The organism is Actinomycetospora sp. 2LY8.5 (assembly GCF_057180585.1).
Genome location: NZ_JBXUHE010000052.1, coordinates 17699 through 34226, shown reverse-complemented (window position 1 = coordinate 34226; position 16528 = coordinate 17699). Strand labels below are relative to the sequence as shown.

Genomic DNA, 16528 nt, shown 5'->3' with positions numbered 1-16528 from the left:
GCGGTCGTTGGCGCCCTCCGACCACGGTGACAACACCCCCCAGATCATCAACGACAGGGGCACTCAGTCATGCCGTGGCCGGCGGCCTGCAAGCCCTCACCGGGCCTGATCAAGAAGGTAACGGGGTTCGTCGAGATCGTCGGTGATCTTCGCGGCGGCCTTGGGGAACTTCGCCCTGTAGGTCGCGGCGAAGGCCTGCACCGCGTCGTGGGCGTGGGCCTTGTCCTCGGCGTTCCAGACCTCGGCCAGCGCCTTCTTCGCCCCCGGGTGCGCCGACTTCGGCAGGGCCGCGACCACGTTGGAGATCTTTGTAGCCGTCGGTCAGGGCGACGAGCTCCTTGCGCCGTTCGGCGCGCACCCCAATCAGCACTCCCGAGGAGTTCCCGAGCCCCGAGCAGGTCGATCTGGGCCGCACCCAGAACCGGCACGTCGCCTTCGGCTCCGGCATCCACCGCTGCCTCGGCTACCACCTCGCCCGAGCCATCTGCCAGACCGTGATCCGCGAGTTCCTGACCCGCGTTCCGGACTACCGCGCCGTGGCAGACGAGGCCGAGTCCTACGTCTTCGCCTGCGTCAACGCGGGCTAAGCCGTGCTACCCCTTCGCTACACGCCGGGCACCAAGGTCCACTCGACCCCGATTCTCGAGCGACTCTGACCGCCCCGCGGTGGTGCGCCCTCGCTCGGGCGCGTGGCGCTGCCGGCCAAGAGGTCCACAGCGAGCGCCCCGCTCGAGGCCCAGCCGGCCGCCGTCGGCACCGGGGGTGGCCAGTTAAAACCGGCAGCCTCAAACGTCGGCGACTCATCGCTCTTGTCGATCTTGGTCGGGGTGCGATTCCGGGGGCGAATTGGGGTCGAGTCGTGCCCGGGGTGCGGCTCGAGTGGATCAGGCCGCCTGCAAAGTCGCTGGTAGCAGGCCCAGCACCCGTGATGGACCGTCCTCCTAAAGCCGGTGTCGCAGGTTCGAATCCTGCCGGGGGCGCCCTCAGTGACCTGCAGCTTCACCATTCGACCCCCGGGCCTCATCGCGTGATGGGAGGGACTCGGGGGATGGGATCGGCTTGACCTCCTTCCCGAGGGCGCAAGCAAGCGGCGAAACCGGGGCTACATCGAGGAGCGCGCGAGCGGCTCGTATCGGGCCGTCCTCTACGCCGGGATCGACCCGCTGACAGGCAAGGAGCGGTACCTCCGGGTGTCGACGCCGACCCGCAAGGAGGCTCAGGCTGCGCTCGCTCGCCTCCAGACGAAGGTCGACGAGAAGCGACACCCTCGCACCGGAACGACCGTAGGAGCTACTCGATCAGTGGCTGGAAGTCTCCGACCACGACGCGAGCACCACGGGCCGCTACGAGGTGCTGATCCGCCTCTACCTCCGCCCCGCGTTCGGTCGCACCCCCGCTGACAAGATCGACGCGGAGCTCCTGGAGCTCTTCGATGCGAGGCTTCGACGCTGCCGCGAGCTGTGCGGTGGCCGCCCGAAGCCAAGACACACATGCCGACATCTAGCTGCGAACACGATCCGCAAGATTCACTTCATCATGCGGGCAGCGCTGGGCCTCGGAGTCCGCTGGCGGCATCTCGGCGTGAACGAGGCCGAGATCGCCCGCCCCCCGGCCTTCGAGCGGCACGAACCGGACCCACCGTCCGCGGATGAAGCGGCGGATGTGCGCGTTGCGGTGGAGCGACATCGACGTGGCCCGCATGGTCGTGTCGGTGACGCGAGCAACGGATGGCCGCCTCGAGAAGGACACCAAGACCCACCAGGGCCGACGGCTCGCGCTCGACGAGCGAGCGGTGTCGATGCTTCAGGCTCATCGCGAGAGCCGACTCGCTACCTGTGCGTCTCTGGGCATCGAACTGCCTGGTGACGGCTTCGTCTTCTCCCTCATGCCGGACGGCTCGAGGCCGCTACGTCCGACGACTGCCACCCAGCGCTATCGACGCTTGGCGGAACGACTCGAACTCCGCAGCACCCGCCTGCACTCCCTGCGCCATTACTCCGCCACTGAGCTCCTCGCCGCGGGCGTCGACATCCGGACCGTCGCTGGCCGGCTCGGCCACGGTGACGGGGGCGCAACGACCCTCAAGGTCTACGCGGCGTGGGTTGCCGAAGCAGATCGGCGCGCTGCCGCGACGATGAGCTCCCTCGTGCCGGAGCCCCGCCCCTCCGAGCGCCGGCCCAGCGCACCGTACGAACAGGTTGCTTGGACGCTCCGTACGCGGATCGAGTCGGGCGAGCTGACGAGCGGGATGATGCTTCCGACCAGGCGACGCTGTTGGCCGCCTGGGAGCGGGTGGCAGGCAACCAGGGAGCCAGGACAGCAGGCGTGGACGCGGTCACCCGCTTCCACGTCGAGCAGGGCGCGGGCAGCCGAACTACCGGCTGGTGCGTCGCGGCACCCCGCCCCGCACCTGTCGCTGCCGGCGGCCCCGGACGGACGAACGCCTGTGTGTGCGACCAGTCGACGTCGAAGAGCACATGACGAAGTATCGAACAATCAGTGATCCTCAGGGGTAGATGACTGGACAATTGCTCACCAGAGCCTCGATGATTGGGACACTCGCGCAACCCGACCGGACGTGCGGGACGAGGTCGTGCTGTCCGGTGCCACCCCGCACCGGACTCGCCCTCCGGGAGAGGAGACGCCATGGAGCCGTTCCAGATGGTCACCCCGGACGGGACGTGGCGCACCGGCGTCGACAGCGAACCGGTGAGCCCGGAACTGTGCCGCGGCCTCTACCGGGACATGGTCCTGGCGCGCCACATCGACCAGGAGGCGTACAACCTCCAGCGGCAGGGCGAGCTCGGGCTGTGGCTGCAGTGCCGGGGCCAGGAGGCCGCCCAGGTGGGCTCGATCCGGGCGCTGCGGGACACGGACTGGGTGTTCCCGTCCTACCGGGACCACGCGGCGGCGTTGTGCCGGGGCATCGGCCCCGAGGGCCTCCTCGCCCAGTGGCGCGGTGTCACCCAGAGCGGCTGGGCTCCCGCGGACCACCGGTTCCACGTCTACACCCTGGTGCTCGCCGCGCAGCTGCCACACGCGGTCGGCTACGCCATGGGCGTCCAGCGCGACGGTGCCGACGAGATGGTCATGACCTATTTCGGCGACGGAGCCAGCAGCGAGGGCGAGGCGAACGAGGCCTTCAACTGGGCGGCGACGATGTCCGCCCCGGTCCTGTTCTTCTGCCAGAACAACCACTGGGCGATCTCCACGCCGACCACCCGCCAGTTCGGGGCACCGCTGCACCAGCGCGCCGAAGGGTTCGGTCTCGACGTCGAGACCGTGGACGGCAACGACGTCCTCGCGGTGCACGCCGCGACGCGACGCGCCGCTGACTGCGTGCGCGCCGGCGAAGGGCCCGCGCTGGTCGAGGCGATCACCTACCGGATGGCCGGGCACTCGACCTCCGACGATCCGACGCGATATCGCTCGGAGGCCGAGATCGACCACTGGCGTCGCCTCGACCCCGTCGACCGGATCCGGCGTCTGATGGAGCGCCAGAGCTGGGCCGACGCCGCGTTCTTCAGCGATCTCGATGCCGAGGGCAGGGCTCTCGCCGACGAGGTGCGCAGGGTGTGCCGGGCGATGCCCGAACCCGAGGCCCTGGACATGTTCGCGCACGTCATGGCCACCGAGACCCCGCCCCTGATCGCGGAGCGCGACAGCTACCGCGAGTACGCCGCGTCCTTCCTCGACTGACACAGCGACCACCACGGGAGCAACCTGTGCACACTCTCGGCCACGCGATCAACCTTGGTCTGCGCCACGGGCTGGAGAACGACCCCAAGGTCCTCGTCATGGGCCAGGACGTCGGCGCGTCGGGCGGGGTGTTCCGCGTGACGGACGGCCTCCAGAAGGACTTCGGGGCGGAGCGCGTGATCGACACCCCGCTCGCCGAGGCCGGCATCGTCGGGACCGCGATCGGCCTCGCGATGCGCGGCTACCGGCCCGTGTGCGAGATCCAGTTCGACGGGTTCGTCTACCCGGCGTTCAATCAGATCACCTCCCAGCTCGCGAAGATGCACGCCCGCACGCGCGGGGAGGTCACGGTCCCGGTGGTCATCCGGGTGCCGGTGTCGGGCGGGATCGGGGCCGTCGAGCACCACTCCGAGTCCAACGAGGCCTACTTCACCCACACCGCGGGGCTGCGCGTCGTCACCGCGGCCACCGCGCACGACGCCCACTGGCTGCTCCGGCAGGCCATGGAGGGCCGTGACCCCGTCATCTTCTTCGAGCCCAAGTGCCGGTACTGGACGAAGAGCGAGGTCGCCGAGGATCCCGACGACCCCGCGGTCCTCGCCGTGGACGCCGCCCGGCGAGTCCGAACGGGAGACGACCTCACTCTGCTGACCTGGGGCTCAATGGTCGACGTCTGCCTGTCGGCCGCCGAGGTGTGCGAGGACGAGGGCCGGTCCGTGGAGGTCGTCGACCTCCGCTCGCTCTCGCCCGTCGACCTCGAGACGCTCGTCGCGGCGGTCGAACGGACCGGACGCGCCGTGGTGGTGCACGAGGCCTCGACGTTCGGCGGTCTGGGAGGCGAGATCGCCGCCGCGCTCACCGAACGCTGCTTCACCAGCCTCGAGGCGCCCGTCCTGCGCGTGGGGGCCTACAACGCGCCCTACCCCGCGGCCCGCCTGGAGGAGCACTTCCGTCCGGACCTCGACCGGGTGCTCGACGCCGTCGACCGCACCCTCGCCTGGTGAGAGAGCGAGACCTCGTGACGACACAGACCTTCGCCCTGCCCGACGTCGGGGAGGGACTCACCGAGGCCGACATCCTGACCTGGCACGTGGCCGTGGGCGACACCGTCTCGGTCAACCAGGTCATCGTGGAGGTCGAGACCGCGAAGGCGGCGGTCGAGCTCCCGTGCCCGTTCGAGGGCGTGGTCGGCGAGCTCCTCGTGGCCGTGGGCGACACCGTCCCGGTCGGCGACCCGATCATCGCGGTGACCGCGACCGAAGAACCACCGACGAAGCGCGCCGAGCCCGCGGAGGGCAGCGGCGACGTCCTGGTCGGCTACGGCACCCGCAGCGCGAGAGCCCAGCGCCGCCCCCGCCGCCACTCCCCTCCCCCGGCCCCGGCGGAGCAGGAGAGGACCGGGCCGGCACCGGCGACGCCGCCGGTGCGCAAGATGGCCAAGGACCTGGGCGTCGATCTCCGGGAGGTCATCCCGTCCGGCGACCGGATCACGCGCGACGACGTCCGGCGTCACGTTGCTGCGGCGCCCGCCGGCGTCCCGACCGACGTCCCGACCGACGTCCCGACCCGCGAGACGGTGCCGGGAGAGCGCCGGGTCCCGGTCCAGGGCGTTCGGAAGGCCACCGCCGCGGCCATGGTCCGCAGCGCCTTCACCGCGCCGCACGTCACCGAGTTCCTGACCGTCGACGTCACCGAGACCATGGCCGTCGTCGAGACGCTGAAGGGCCACGCGAGCTTCCGCGACCTGCGGGTGACCCCCCTGCTCCTGGTGGCCCGCGCGCTGCTGTCGGCGATCCGCCACCACCCCGACATCAACGCGTCCTGGGACGAGGACGCCCAGGAGATCGTCTACATGGACCCGGTGAACCTGGGCGTCGCCGCCGCCACGCCGCGCGGGCTGATCGTGCCGAACATCAAGGACGCCGCCGTGCTGACCCTGCCCGGTCTCGCCCGGGCCCTCGCCGACCTCACCACCACCGCGAGGGAGGGCCGCACGACGCCCGCGGCGATGACCGGCGGGACGATCACCATCACGAACGTCGGGGTGTTCGGCGTCGACGCCGCCACACCGATCCTCAACCCAGGCGAGGCGGCGATCCTCTGCTTCGGCGCGGTGCGCCGGCGTCCCTGGGAGCACCGCGGTGAGGTCGCGCTCCGCGACGTCAGCCAGCTCTCGTTGTCCTTCGACCACCGGCTCGTCGACGGGGAGCTCGGGTCGCGCGTCCTCACAAGGGTCGGGGCGGTCCTGGCCGATCCCCGGACCGAGCTACTGCTGGACTGAGCCGTCATCCGGCGAGGCCGACGTCCCCTCGGGGACATCGGTCTCCAGGGCCGCCGTGCCGTTCTGCCGGTACGTCGAGAGAATGATCATCGTCTCACTGTGCTGGAAGTCGGCGACCGACCAGACGCTGCCGAGCAGGACCTCACGCAGGTGCTGCTGGTCGCGCACGAGCAGAGTCAGGACAAGGTCCCACCGGCCGGTGACCAGCTGGATCGACCGGACCTCCGGGATGGTCGCGAGGAGGTCGATGGTGCTCTGCACCGGGTTGCCCTGCCGCAGCTCGATGCCGACGAGGACCTCGAGGCCGAAACCGAGCGCCGACGGGTCGACGTCCAGGCTGTAGCCGCGGATCACACCACGGTCCTGCAGACGCTCGATGCGCTCCCCGACCGCGCCGGCGGACATGCCGATCGCCCGCGACAGGCTCCGCACCGAGGCGCGGGGGTCGGCGCCGAGCAGCCGCAGCAGCTGCCGGTCGGTGTCATCGACCCTCCCTGGGGTCTGTCCACGTTCCGCCACCACGGCTCCCTCGTCGACGGCCACGGGAAGCCTAGGGGCCGCGGGTCACCGCCGTGACACCGAGCAACCGCTCGAGACGGCGCACGACGAGGGGGTCATCCGCGTCGAGCAGTCCGGGTCCGCGGACCACCACGGTCGCGGCCCCGGCCTCGAGAGAGGCCGACACCGAGGAGACCCCGTGCCGGCGGCCGCGCAGGAGCCCGACGACCCGCTCGAGGTGCGCGAGGCCCTCGACCGGGTCGAGGTGGACGGTGAGGACGTCGTCCCGGTCGTCCTCACCGCCCGCCCGCGTGGGGACGGCCCCCGAGCGGCCGGAGGCCGGAGGGTGATCCATGGCGAGGGTCAGCGGCGGTCGGCCACCACGGCGAGCGCCGCGGTGATGCCGCCGTCGACCGGGATGACGTGCCCCGTCATGTAGCGGGCACGGTCCGACGCCAGGAAGGCCACGAGACCCGACACGTCCTGGGGCGTGCCCAGGTAGGTGGTGGCGCTGTTGCGGATGTAGGCGGCGCGGTAGTCGTCGGGCATGTAGGCGTCGACGTTGCGCGTCAGGATGGTCGCGGGCGCGACGGCGTTGCACCGCACGCCCTGCTTGCCGTACTGGACGGCGACGAGGCGGGTCAGCTCGATGACCCCGGCCTTCGACATCGCGTAGGCGCTGAGGGCGACGTCGGCGGTCAGGCCCGCCACCGAGGCCATGTTGACGATGCTGCCGCCGCCGTTCTCGACCATGACGGGCAGGACGTGGCGGCAGCAGAGGAAGGGCGCAACGAGGTTGCCGCGCAGGGTCTGCGCGAAGATCTCGGGGTCCAGCGAGGCGACGTCAGGATCCCGCGCGGTCAGCTCCAGCGACGCGGCGTTGTTGTCGAGGAAGTCGATGCGGCCGAACCGGCCCTTGACCTGCTCGACAAGGGCACGCACCTGCTCCTCGTCGCGAACGTCGGTCGTGATCGCGTGCGCCCGGCCCCCCGCTTCCTGGATCTCCTTCTCCACCATCGCAGACCGCTCGACGTCGATGTCGGCGATCACGACGGTGGCGCCGTTGTCCGCGAGCTCGCGGGAGACCGCCTCCCCCATGCCGTTCGCTCCGCCGGTCACGATGGCCACCCTGCCGTCGAGCTCCAGCTCCATGTCGATGTCCTTTCCAGGGAACGGGCCGGTCAGAACGACCGGGGCATCTTGAGGACGTGCTGACCGATGTGGGAGAGGATGAGGTTCGTCGACACGGGCGCGATCTGGTAAAGCCGCGTCTCACGGAACTTGCGCTCGATGTCGTACTCCTCGGCCATGCCGTAGCCGCCGTGGAACTGCAACGCCGCGTTCGCGGCCTCCCACGAGGCCTCGGAGGCGAGCAGTTTCGCCATGTTCGCCTCAGCCCCGCAGTCCTCGCCAGCGTCGAAGAGGTCGCAGGCGCGCCAGCGCATGAGGTCCGCGGCCTCGACGTTGATGTGCGCCCGCGCAATCGGGAACTGCACGCCCTGGTTGGCACCGATCGGGCGTCCGAAGACCTCGCGCTCGGACACGTACGTGCGGGTCCGCTCGACGAACCAGCGCCCGTCGCCGATGCATTCGGACGCGACGAGGATGCGTTCGGCGTTCATGCCGTCGAGGACGTGCCGGAACCCCTTGCCCTCCTCGCCGATGAGCGACGAGGCCGGGATGCGGACGTCGTCGAAGAAGAGCTCGTTGGTCTCGTGGTTCACCATGGTGCGGATGGGGTTCGCGGTGAAGCCCTCGAGCTCACGGATGTCGACCAGGAAGACCGACAGCCCGTCGGACTTGCGGGCGACCTGGTCCTTCGGCGTGGTCCGTGCCAGCAGCATCATCAGGTCGGAGTGCTGGACCCGCGAGATCCACACCTTCTGCCCGTTGACGACGTAGCTGTCGCCGTCTCGCACGGCGCGGGTCGTGATGTTCGTGGTGTCCGTGCCCGCGGTCGGCTCGGTGATCCCGAAGGCCTGCAGTCGCAGCGAGCCGTCCGCGATCTGCGGGAGGTAGGTGCGCTTCTGCTCGTCGCTGCCGTGCCGCAGCAGCGCGCCCATCGTGTAGAGCTGCGCGTGGACGGGGCCGGCGCTCGCGCCGTTCGCGTGGATCTGTTCGAGGATGACCGAGGCGTCCCCGATCCCCAGTCCGAGGCCCCCGTACTCCTCGGGGATCAGCGCGCCGAGACAGCCGGTCTCGGTCAGGGCCGCCACGAACTTCTCGGGGTATCGCCGCTCCCGGTCGAGCTCGCGCCAGTACGCGTCGGGGAAGTCCTCGCAGATCCGGTCGACGGTGCTGCGCAGATCGCGGCGGAGGTCGGACTCCTGCATGCGGCTCATGCCGGTTGCGCTCCGTTCTCGAAGCGGGGCCCGCAGCCCCGGCGGTAGACCATCGCCGTGCGCTCGTAGGAGATGACGAGGTCGCGATGCTGGTTGAAGCCCTCGGTCCGGACCGTCACGAGCCCGACGTGAGGCCGTGACTTCGATTCCCGCAGTGCCAGCACGGTGCTGCGGGAATGGATGGTGTCGCCCTCGTGGACGGGGTGAGGGAGGGTGATGTCGGTCCAGCCGAGGTTCGCGTAGACGTTCTGCGAGATGTCGGTGACGCTCTGACCGGCGACCAGTGAGAGCGTCAGGCACGAGTTGACCAGGGGCTGGCCGAAGTCGGTGCGCTTGGCGTACTCGTGGTCGAAGTGCGTCGGCGCGGTGTTCTGGGTCAGCAGGGTGAACCAGATGTTGTCGGTCGTGGTGATCGTCCGACCGAGCGGGTGCTCGTAGGTGTCGCCCTCGACGAAGTCCTCGAAGAATCGGCCGAGCCATCCCTGGTGCGTCGCCATGATCAGTCCTTCCGGTCCGTGTCGATCCCGAGCCAGTCCCGCACGGCATCGGTGTGCTGACCGAGAGACGGCACGTCGCCGTACCCGTCGGCGCCGCGCGGGGCCCAGGGCGGCAGCACGGTCGGGACATCCGCGACCCCGGTGCCCGTCGGGGTCCAGCGGCCCGTCAGCTGCTCGTGCTCGGGCAGGCGCTCGATCGGGTTCAGGCGCCCGGACGCGATGTCGGCGGCGTCGAGCCGCTTGAGCACCGTCTCACGGTCGAGGCCGCCGAGCCGCTCGGCGATCGCGGCGTCGAGCGCGTCGCGGTGGGCGACGCGGCCCTCCTGCGAGGCGAACCGCGGGTCCTCGGCGAGCTCAGGGGCCCGGATCACCTCGGCGCAGAAGCGCGCCCACTCGCGCTCGTTCTGGACGGCGAGCACGACCTGCTCCCCGTCGCCGACGGTGACGGGCCCGTACGGCGCGATCGTCGCGTGGCTCGCCCCCATCCGCCGCGGCGCCGTCCCGCCGTGCGCGGTGTAGTACATCGGGTAGAGCATCCATTCGGTGAGCGAGTCGAAAAGCGACACGTCGACCGGGAGGACCTCGCCGGTGCGGGAGCGGTGGTGGATCGCCGCGAGGATGCTCGCGTAGGCGTACATGCCGGCGGAGATGTCGGCGATCGAGATGCCGACCTTGGCCGGTGACTTCTCGCCCCCGGTGAGCGAGATCAGCCCGGCCTCGCCCTGGATGAGGAGGTCGTAGGCCTTCGCGTCGGCCATCGGCCCGCGAGCGCCGTACCCGGACACGGATCCCGCGATCAGGGTCGGGAAACGCGCCGACAGGGTCTCCGAGTCGATGCCCAACCGGGCGGCGGCGCCCGGAGCGATGTTGTGCAGGAACACGTCCGCGCGGGCCAGGAGGGCGTCGAGGAGCCGACGCCCCGCCGGGTCCTTCACGTCCAGCTCGACCGACTCCTTGCCCCGGTTCAGCCAGACGAAGGCGCTCGAGACGCCGCCGACCTTGGCGTCGTAGCCGCGGGCGAAGTCGCCGGTCCCGGGCCTCTCGAGCTTGATCACGCGGGCGCCGAGGTCGGCGAGCTGCCGGGTAGCGAAGGGCGCGGCGACCGCCTGCTCCATCGCCACGACCAGCACCCCGTCCAGGGGCGCGGCGCTCACGATCCACCCCTCGCGGCGGCCGCGGCGGACGCGATCCGACCGGCGAGCCCGCCCACCGACGGCTGGTCCCGCAAGTCCCGGAGGTCCGCGTACAGGGACTTCGGGTCCGGAGCGGCCGCGGCGCAGTCCAGGAACTTGGCCTCCAGCGCGGCCTCGTCCACCGCGCGCGCCGCGTGCCCGAGCGGACGGTCGACGGCCACGGTCTCCTGCCGCCCGTCGTCGCCTTGCACCGTCACCCGCGCGAACGACCCGACGTCGCCCGTCGCGCCGGCGTCCTCGCGGGCACGGACCCGACGCAGGAGGTCCTGGACGTCGGCCCGGCCGACGCTGTCGTCGGCGAACGACGCACGGTCCAGGCGCCTGCGCAGCAGGGCCTCCGCGACGACGTACTCCATGCTGAACCTGGCCTGGCCCCCGGTGAGGGGGCGGTGGTGGACCAGCGGCGCGAGTCCCCCGGCCGGGACCACCACCTCGATCCCGGTCATGGCCGCGGGGCCGGGGACACGGCCGGCGACGAGGACGGCCGCCTCCGCCGCCGCGTGGGTGGCGTAGCAGCAGGGGAAGAGCTTGACGTTGACCGCGGGGGGCCCGGGGTGCTCCGACACCGTGCCGCCGGGCCCGCCGTGCAGGCTCAGGAAGCCCAGCGGCCCGTCCAGCTGTCCCGGATCGGCCGTGAACCCGCGCATGCCCAACCGGGTCGCCAGCACGCCGTTGGCCGCGGCGGCCCCGGCGTGCAGCGGCTTCGTCATGGTCCCGAAGTTCTGTCTGCTGCCCGCCACGAGCGAGCCGGCGATACCGATCGCCCGCCGCGCGGCGTCGTCGTCGAGCCGGAGCAGCCGGGCGAGCGCGCACGTCGCGGCGATCGCCCCGATCGTCCCGGTGGAGTGCCAGCCCCGCGCGTAGTGCTCGCCGACGTCGAGCGCCGAGGCGACGGTCCGGCCCGCGACGACGCCGACGGTGTACGCATCGAGGATCGCGGGTCCCGCGACGTCCGGCGCCCGGCCGACCGCGAACAGGGCCGGCACCAGCACGGCGCTGGGGTGGGCGATGAGGGCGTCGTCGACGTCGTCGAAGTCCAGGGCGTGGGCGGCCGTCCCGTCGACGAGGGCCGCCGATCGCGCCCCCAGCGCCTGCCCGGTCGCCAGCGCGCGGACCGGGCCGCTCTCCTCGTCGAGCGTGGCGGCCAGCAGGGCGACGGCGGGGTCCGCCGCGCCCGCGACGAGCACGCCGACGGTGTCGGCGACGGCGCGCTCACCGAAGGTCCACCACGCGTCGTCGCCGGGGCCCCCGTCGCGGACGAGGTCGACGAGGGTCGCGGTGAGGGCCTGCCGCGTCACGACGCCCCCGCGGCCAGGATGGTCCTCGCCCGGGTCACGACGGGCGCGTCGACGAACGTGCCGTCCGGGAGCCGCAGGACCGCGAGCCCCTCGGCGGCCGCCGCCTCCGACGCCTCGACCACCTCGGTCGCCCACTCGACCTCGCGCGGGGTCGGCGCGAACGCGGCGCGGACGGCTGCGAGCTGCCGCGGGTGGATGGTGACCTTGCCGCCGAACCCCAGCGTCCGCGCGGACCGGGCCGACACGTCCAGCCCCTCGTCGTCGTCGAGCCACAGGTGCGGCCCGTCGACCGGGGCCCGGACCTGCGCCGCGGCGCAGGCCAGGACGACCAGCGACCGCGCGGTCGCGAGCTCCGGTCCCGCGGCCGTCGGCGTCACGCCGAGATCGGCGGCGAGATCGACCGGGCCGAACAGCAGGGTGTGGACCGCACGTGACGCGCCGGCGACGTCCCACGCCGCTCGGACGCCCGCCGCGGTCTCGATCGTGGGCACCAGCCGGGGCGAGGGAGCGCCCTCGTTCGCCGCGAGGACGGCGGCGGCCGCACGGACCTCGTCCGCGGAGGACACCTTCGGCAGGACGACGGCGGCCACGCGGGCTCCGAGCCCGGCGAGGGCCGCGAGGTCGGCGTCGTGGAGGGCCGTTGCGTCCGCGGGGTTCACCCGGACCAGGCAGGTGGCGCGCCCCGCCAGCTCCTCGACGGCCCCGACGACGTCATCGCGCGCGGCGTCCTTGCGCTCGGGCGCCACGGCGTCCTCGAGGTCGAGCACAACGGTCCGCGCTCCGCGGTCGACGGCCGTCCGGGCGCGGTCCGGTCGGTCGCCGGGCACGAAGAGCGGCGCCGTCAGATCGAGCAGCCCCGACCTTTCGTTCCACCCATCGGCACGCTGTTCCACGCGGTCAGTGTCGGAGTCCGGGTCGCCCGATGTCAACGGGTCGCGGCCGCACGGACTCATCGAGGGGAACCTCGTTCCGCGGTACGGCACAATGGCGCATCCTTGTCGGAGTCCCCGGCCTCGGAGGCCCCATGAACGAGCCCGGCAGCGGCGGCTCGATCCAGAGCGTGCTCAACGCGCTGCGGATCCTCGAGCTCGTCGGCCGACACCAGCCCATCGGCGTCTCCCAGCTCGCGCGGGAGGTGACGCTGCCGAAGACCTCGGTCCAGCGCGCCCTGCGCACCCTGGCCGACGCCGGCTGGCTGCGCCCGGTCAGCGGCGACCTCACCCGGTGGGAGCTGACCTCGCGGATGCTGGGGGTCGCTCTCCACGCCTTCGGCGAGTTCTCGCTGCGCGACCACGCCGAGACCGCGATGGACGAGCTGCGACGACGGACCGGGGAGACCATCCACCTGGTGGCGCTCGACGACGACTGCGGGCTGGTGATCCACCGCCTCGACTCGTCGCAGCCGGTCCGCGCCTTCGTCCAGGTCGGCACCCGTTCCCCGTTGCACGCAACGGCGAGCGGGCAGGCCATCCTGGCCCACCAGCCCGAGGGCCGCGCGAAGGAGATCGTGTCCGGGACGCTCGCCACCTACACCGATCGCACGGTGACCGACGCCGAGGCCATCCTGGAGCGCCTCACCCGCGTGCGGGAGCGGGGCTTCGCGGTCAACGTCGGCGAGTGGCGGCAGGAGGTCGCGTCCATCTCGGCCCCGATCCTCAGCCGCGACGGGTCCGCCGTCGCCGCCATGACGATCTCGATCCCCTTGAGCCGGTACCGGGAGGATCTCGACGAGACCTACGGCGGGTGGGCCCGTGAACTCACCGATGCCCTCGGGCCCGTGTCGCCGGAGCGGCACTGACCCCGCTCCCTCACCCGACGCGGCCGCGGAGCCACCGCCCGATCTCGACGAGGGCGTGATCGGCCGCGGGTGTCACGGCGCGGAGGCCGAGGAAACCGTGGATCTGGCCCTCGTAGCGACGCAGGTCCACCGGCACGGCCGCGTCGGCCAGCCGGTGCGCGAACTCCTCGCCGTCGTCGCGGAGCACGTCGAACTCCGCGGTCATGACCAGGGTCGGCGGCAGCCCGCCGAGGTCGGGCGCGTGCAGGGGCGAGAGCAGCGGATCCCGGGGATCGGCGTCGCCGGCGTACGCCGCCCAGTAGAACCGCATCTCCGCGGCCGAGAGGTTGTAGCCGTGGGCGTTGGCCTCGTACGACGGCAGGGCGGTCGTGGCGTCCAGCGGCGGATACACGAGGGCCAGGCCGCGGGGCGCGAGGTCCGGCTCGCGGAGGGCGACGGCCACGGCCAGGGCCCCGCCCGAGCTCCCGCCGGCGAGGACCAGACGCTCCGGGTCGCCACCGAGCACCTCGGCCTGCTTGACGATCGCGCGGGTCACCGCGGCGCACTCGTGAACGGGATGCGGGAACGGGTGCTCGGGCGCGAGGCCGTAGTCGACGCTGACCACGAGGGCGCGGCCCTCGTTCGCCATGACCCGGCACGGATGGTCGTGGGTCTCCAGGTCGCCGAACACCCAGCCACCGCCGTGGAAGTAGACGACGACCGGCAGGCCCTGCGCCGGGCCGGGCCGGTAGAGGCGCACGGGCACGCCCTCGACCTCGAGGTCGGCGACCTCGTGCACGGGCACCGACGACGGCTCCGGCGAGGGGGCGGCCCGCAGGCCGTCGGCGATCCGCCGGATCGTCGCCGCGTCCCAGGGACCGGCGCCGAAGGTCTGCTCGCGGCTCGCCACGGCGGGGAGGGCGAGGAATGAGGCGACGCCGGGGTCCAGGGTGCTCATCGGGCGTCCGCCCTCTCCACGGCGAAGGGGGATGCCGTGTCTATCCTCGCGAGGGGGAGGTCGTCGACCTGGAAGTCCGGGATCGCCGTCGGCTCCGCCCCGAAGAGACCGGTGACTCGAGCCGCCACGTCCTGGTGGCCGGCGGGCCAGTCGATGTCGACGGCCTCGGACACCTCCCAGGTGCGCACGAGCGAGACGTGCCAGCCGTGAACCACGAACAGCTGGCCGGTGACCCCGTGCGCCGCCGGGCCGCAGAGGAACTCGACGAAGCGGCCCACGTACGAGGGGGACCACTCCTCGAGCGCGGCCGGATCGAAGTCGCCCACCCCATCACGCATCATCTTCGTGTAGGCCCGCGGCGCGACGGCGTTGACGCGCACGCCGAAGGCGCGCAGCTCGCGGGCGAGGGTCTGCGCCATCACCGCGACGCCGGCCTTGGCCGCCGCGTAGCTGGTCTGACCTGGGTTGGCCAGGACCGCGGCGCGTGAGGTCGTGAGGACCAGGCTCGCCGGTCGGGCGTCGGCGCCGCTGCGGACCCGGTCACGCCAGTGGCGCGCCGCCTCGCGGGCGAGCCAGAAGGACCCGCCGAGGGTCGCCGAGACCACGTCACCGAAGTCCTCGTCGTCGAGGTCGTAGATCATCCCGGTGCGGAGCACCGCGGCGTTGGCCACCACGCTCTCCAGGAAGCGGCCCCCGGCGGTCGCCGCCGCCACGAGCTCACGCGCGGTCTCGGGCCGGGCGACGTCGCCGGGGACCGCCACGGCGACCTCCGGGCCGCCCAGCTCCGCGACGGTCCTGTCGAGCAACTCGGCGTCGACATCGTTGAGCACCACCACCGCACCCGAGGCGATGAGGCGTTCCGCCTCCGCGCGCCCGATGCCCTGCGCGGCGCCGGTCACGATGGCCGCGCGGCCGGTCTCTGTCATCCCGTGTCCTCCCTGCTCAGGGCAGTGATCATCGCGGAGATCCACACGACGTGCTCTGCGGTCTTCTCGACGATGTGGAATTCCTTCGGCTCGGGGCGCAGCCGGGTCCGCTGGGCCCACCAACCGGCCGCGTCCTGCGAGTCGCGGTACCACGCGGTCATCCGCAGCAGGTGCGCCACGAGACCGCGGTCCGGGGCCACGTCGTGCACCGCCGCGGCGCCCAGGCCGAGCTTGCAGACCCCGGTGGACTCGGTGAAGCGGTACTGCTCCTCGGTGGCCCCGTCGTGCAGGCGCAGCAGGTCGCGGGCGGCGCGCACGGCCTCGGCTCGGCCGGTCGCGGCCCCGTACCTCGCGAGGAAGGCCGCTCCGACCCCGGGGTTGTGGAAGGCCTGCCGAGGCAGCGAGAAGTCGACGACGAGGTTGTAGGAGTCCTCCTCGGCGACGTCAGTGACCAGACCGCCCGCGTCGCGGGCCACGTAGAAGCGGCGCGGGAGGTCCGGCTGGGCGTCCAGCAGGGCGGCGAACCACCCGTACACCCCGTCGGCGACCTCGCGGTGGCCGGTGTAGAGAGCGGTCATCCCGAGTTGCGCGGTGGGGAACAGGAGCTGGCGGCCGGTCGTCCGGGCCTCCGGCCGTTCCCAGTACGCACCGCCGGACCGCGGGTCCTGCAGCGGGAGCAGGGCGTCCCAGACCGCACGGGCAATGTCGTAGCGCTCGAGGGCCCAGGCGCCGTGGGCGATGATGCTCAACGGGTAGGTGGCGGCCATCGCGGTCCACGCCGCGCGGGGGACGCCCTCGCGGAGGTCGCCCTCGTCGGTCAGGGCCTCGCGCTCGATCCACCCGAGAACCTCGGCGGCGGCGCCCCGCTCCCCCGCCAGCGCGAGCGTCCAGGGCAGCCGGTAGTAGCCGTTGTGCTCAGTCGCGAAGGCCGGCTCGCCCCCGGGACCGATCCGGTCGAGCAACCAGGCGACCGCGCGCCGGCGGATGTCCTCGAGCTCCGCGCGGGCCTCGGCCGGGCTCGCCACGGCGCTCCCGCGCGCCTCCGTCATGGAGCTCCCC

At 72.3% G+C, this 16528-nt stretch carries 18 protein-coding genes, 1 tRNA gene and 1 pseudogene; 7 read left to right on the top strand and 13 right to left on the bottom strand.

The features are described from left to right. Positions 1-129: 129 nt before the first annotated feature. A pseudogene (locus tag AC2A1K_RS31960) lies at positions 130-309 on the bottom strand (IS256 family transposase); the annotation flags it as partial. Positions 310-338: 29 nt separating this feature from the next. Here AC2A1K_RS31960 and AC2A1K_RS31955 point away from each other — a divergent pair. Next, a complete protein-coding gene (locus AC2A1K_RS31955) occupies positions 339-587 on the top strand; it encodes a hypothetical protein (protein WP_483900385.1) in 249 nt (82 codons plus the stop codon). A gap of 332 nt (positions 588-919) precedes the next feature. Then, a tRNA-Ser gene (locus AC2A1K_RS31950) sits at positions 920-980 on the top strand. Between the two features lie 520 nt (positions 981-1500). On the opposite strand, the gene AC2A1K_RS31945 is transcribed toward AC2A1K_RS31950, so the two are convergent. Beyond that, the gene (locus AC2A1K_RS31945; protein ID WP_483900387.1) at positions 1501-1701 is read right to left on the bottom strand and encodes a hypothetical protein; all 201 of its coding nucleotides are present in this window, start codon (positions 1699-1701) and stop codon (positions 1501-1503) included. Between AC2A1K_RS31945 and AC2A1K_RS31940 the strand changes: the two genes are divergently transcribed. From AC2A1K_RS31940 to AC2A1K_RS31925, 4 genes are all read left to right on the top strand, one after another. Next, complete coding sequence (locus AC2A1K_RS31940; protein WP_483900384.1) at positions 1649-2503, top strand: site-specific integrase; 855 nt, start codon at positions 1649-1651, stop codon at positions 2501-2503. The genes AC2A1K_RS31945 and AC2A1K_RS31940 overlap by 53 nt on opposite strands. 143 nt (positions 2504-2646) lie before the next feature. Beyond that, positions 2647-3699, top strand: a complete 1053-nt coding sequence (locus AC2A1K_RS31935; protein ID WP_483900383.1) for a thiamine pyrophosphate-dependent enzyme — start codon at positions 2647-2649, stop codon at positions 3697-3699. 26 nt (positions 3700-3725) lie between these two features. Next, entirely contained in the window at positions 3726-4703 is a 978-nt protein-coding gene (locus tag AC2A1K_RS31930; RefSeq protein ID WP_483900382.1) for an alpha-ketoacid dehydrogenase subunit beta, read from the top strand. Continuing rightward, positions 4700-5980 (top strand): dihydrolipoamide acetyltransferase family protein, encoded by a 1281-nt coding sequence (locus AC2A1K_RS31925; protein WP_483900381.1) that lies wholly within the window; start codon positions 4700-4702, stop codon positions 5978-5980. Before AC2A1K_RS31930 ends, AC2A1K_RS31925 begins: the two co-directional genes overlap by 4 nt. On the opposite strand, the gene AC2A1K_RS31920 is transcribed toward AC2A1K_RS31925, so the two are convergent. The 8 genes from AC2A1K_RS31920 to AC2A1K_RS31885 are packed head-to-tail and all read right to left on the bottom strand — an operon-like array spanning position 5966 to position 12701. Continuing rightward, the gene (locus tag AC2A1K_RS31920; protein ID WP_483900380.1) at positions 5966-6499 is read right to left on the bottom strand and encodes an Lrp/AsnC family transcriptional regulator; all 534 of its coding nucleotides are present in this window, start codon (positions 6497-6499) and stop codon (positions 5966-5968) included. The two genes, AC2A1K_RS31925 and AC2A1K_RS31920, sit on opposite strands and share 15 nt — an antisense overlap. A 31-nt stretch (positions 6500-6530) precedes the next feature. Continuing rightward, a complete protein-coding gene (locus AC2A1K_RS31915; protein ID WP_483900379.1) occupies positions 6531-6833 on the bottom strand; it encodes a hypothetical protein in 303 nt (100 codons plus the stop codon). A gap of 8 nt (positions 6834-6841) precedes the next feature. After that, entirely contained in the window at positions 6842-7630 is a 789-nt protein-coding gene (locus tag AC2A1K_RS31910; RefSeq protein ID WP_483900378.1) for an SDR family NAD(P)-dependent oxidoreductase, read from the bottom strand. A gap of 29 nt (positions 7631-7659) precedes the next feature. After that, positions 7660-8820, bottom strand: coding sequence for an acyl-CoA dehydrogenase family protein (locus tag AC2A1K_RS31905; protein ID WP_483900377.1), 1161 nt, complete (start codon positions 8818-8820; stop codon positions 7660-7662). Next, complete coding sequence (locus AC2A1K_RS31900; protein ID WP_483900376.1) at positions 8817-9317, bottom strand: MaoC family dehydratase; 501 nt, start codon at positions 9315-9317, stop codon at positions 8817-8819. Before AC2A1K_RS31900 ends, AC2A1K_RS31905 begins: the two co-directional genes overlap by 4 nt. Before the next feature lie 2 nt (positions 9318-9319). After that, positions 9320-10471 carry a CaiB/BaiF CoA transferase family protein gene (locus tag AC2A1K_RS31895; protein WP_483900375.1) on the bottom strand — a complete coding sequence of 384 codons (1152 nt, stop codon included), beginning with the start codon at positions 10469-10471 and terminating at the stop codon, positions 9320-9322. Continuing rightward, on the bottom strand, positions 10468-11808 hold the full coding sequence (locus tag AC2A1K_RS31890; RefSeq protein ID WP_483900374.1) for an MmgE/PrpD family protein: 1341 nt from the start codon (positions 11806-11808) through the stop codon (positions 10468-10470). Before AC2A1K_RS31890 ends, AC2A1K_RS31895 begins: the two co-directional genes overlap by 4 nt. Beyond that, positions 11805-12701: an HpcH/HpaI aldolase/citrate lyase family protein gene (locus AC2A1K_RS31885; protein ID WP_483900373.1), complete on the bottom strand. Its 897-nt coding sequence runs from the start codon at positions 12699-12701 to the stop codon at positions 11805-11807. Before AC2A1K_RS31885 ends, AC2A1K_RS31890 begins: the two co-directional genes overlap by 4 nt. A gap of 131 nt (positions 12702-12832) precedes the next feature. Here AC2A1K_RS31885 and AC2A1K_RS31880 point away from each other — a divergent pair, with 131 nt between their 5' ends. Further along, a complete protein-coding gene (locus tag AC2A1K_RS31880) occupies positions 12833-13606 on the top strand; it encodes an IclR family transcriptional regulator (RefSeq protein ID WP_483900372.1) in 774 nt (257 codons plus the stop codon). A gap of 10 nt (positions 13607-13616) precedes the next feature. On the opposite strand, the gene AC2A1K_RS31875 is transcribed toward AC2A1K_RS31880, so the two are convergent. Genes AC2A1K_RS31875 through AC2A1K_RS31865 form a run of 3 tightly spaced genes read right to left on the bottom strand, consistent with a single transcriptional unit; the run spans position 13617 to position 16518 of the window. After that, entirely contained in the window at positions 13617-14543 is a 927-nt protein-coding gene (locus AC2A1K_RS31875) for an alpha/beta hydrolase (RefSeq protein ID WP_483900371.1), read from the bottom strand. Next, positions 14540-15469: an SDR family NAD(P)-dependent oxidoreductase gene (locus AC2A1K_RS31870; protein WP_483900370.1), complete on the bottom strand. Its 930-nt coding sequence runs from the start codon at positions 15467-15469 to the stop codon at positions 14540-14542. Before AC2A1K_RS31870 ends, AC2A1K_RS31875 begins: the two co-directional genes overlap by 4 nt. Continuing rightward, the gene (locus AC2A1K_RS31865; RefSeq protein ID WP_483900369.1) at positions 15466-16518 is read right to left on the bottom strand and encodes a hypothetical protein; all 1053 of its coding nucleotides are present in this window, start codon (positions 16516-16518) and stop codon (positions 15466-15468) included. The genes AC2A1K_RS31870 and AC2A1K_RS31865 overlap by 4 nt, the downstream gene beginning before the upstream one ends. Positions 16519-16528: the final 10 nt, after the last annotated feature.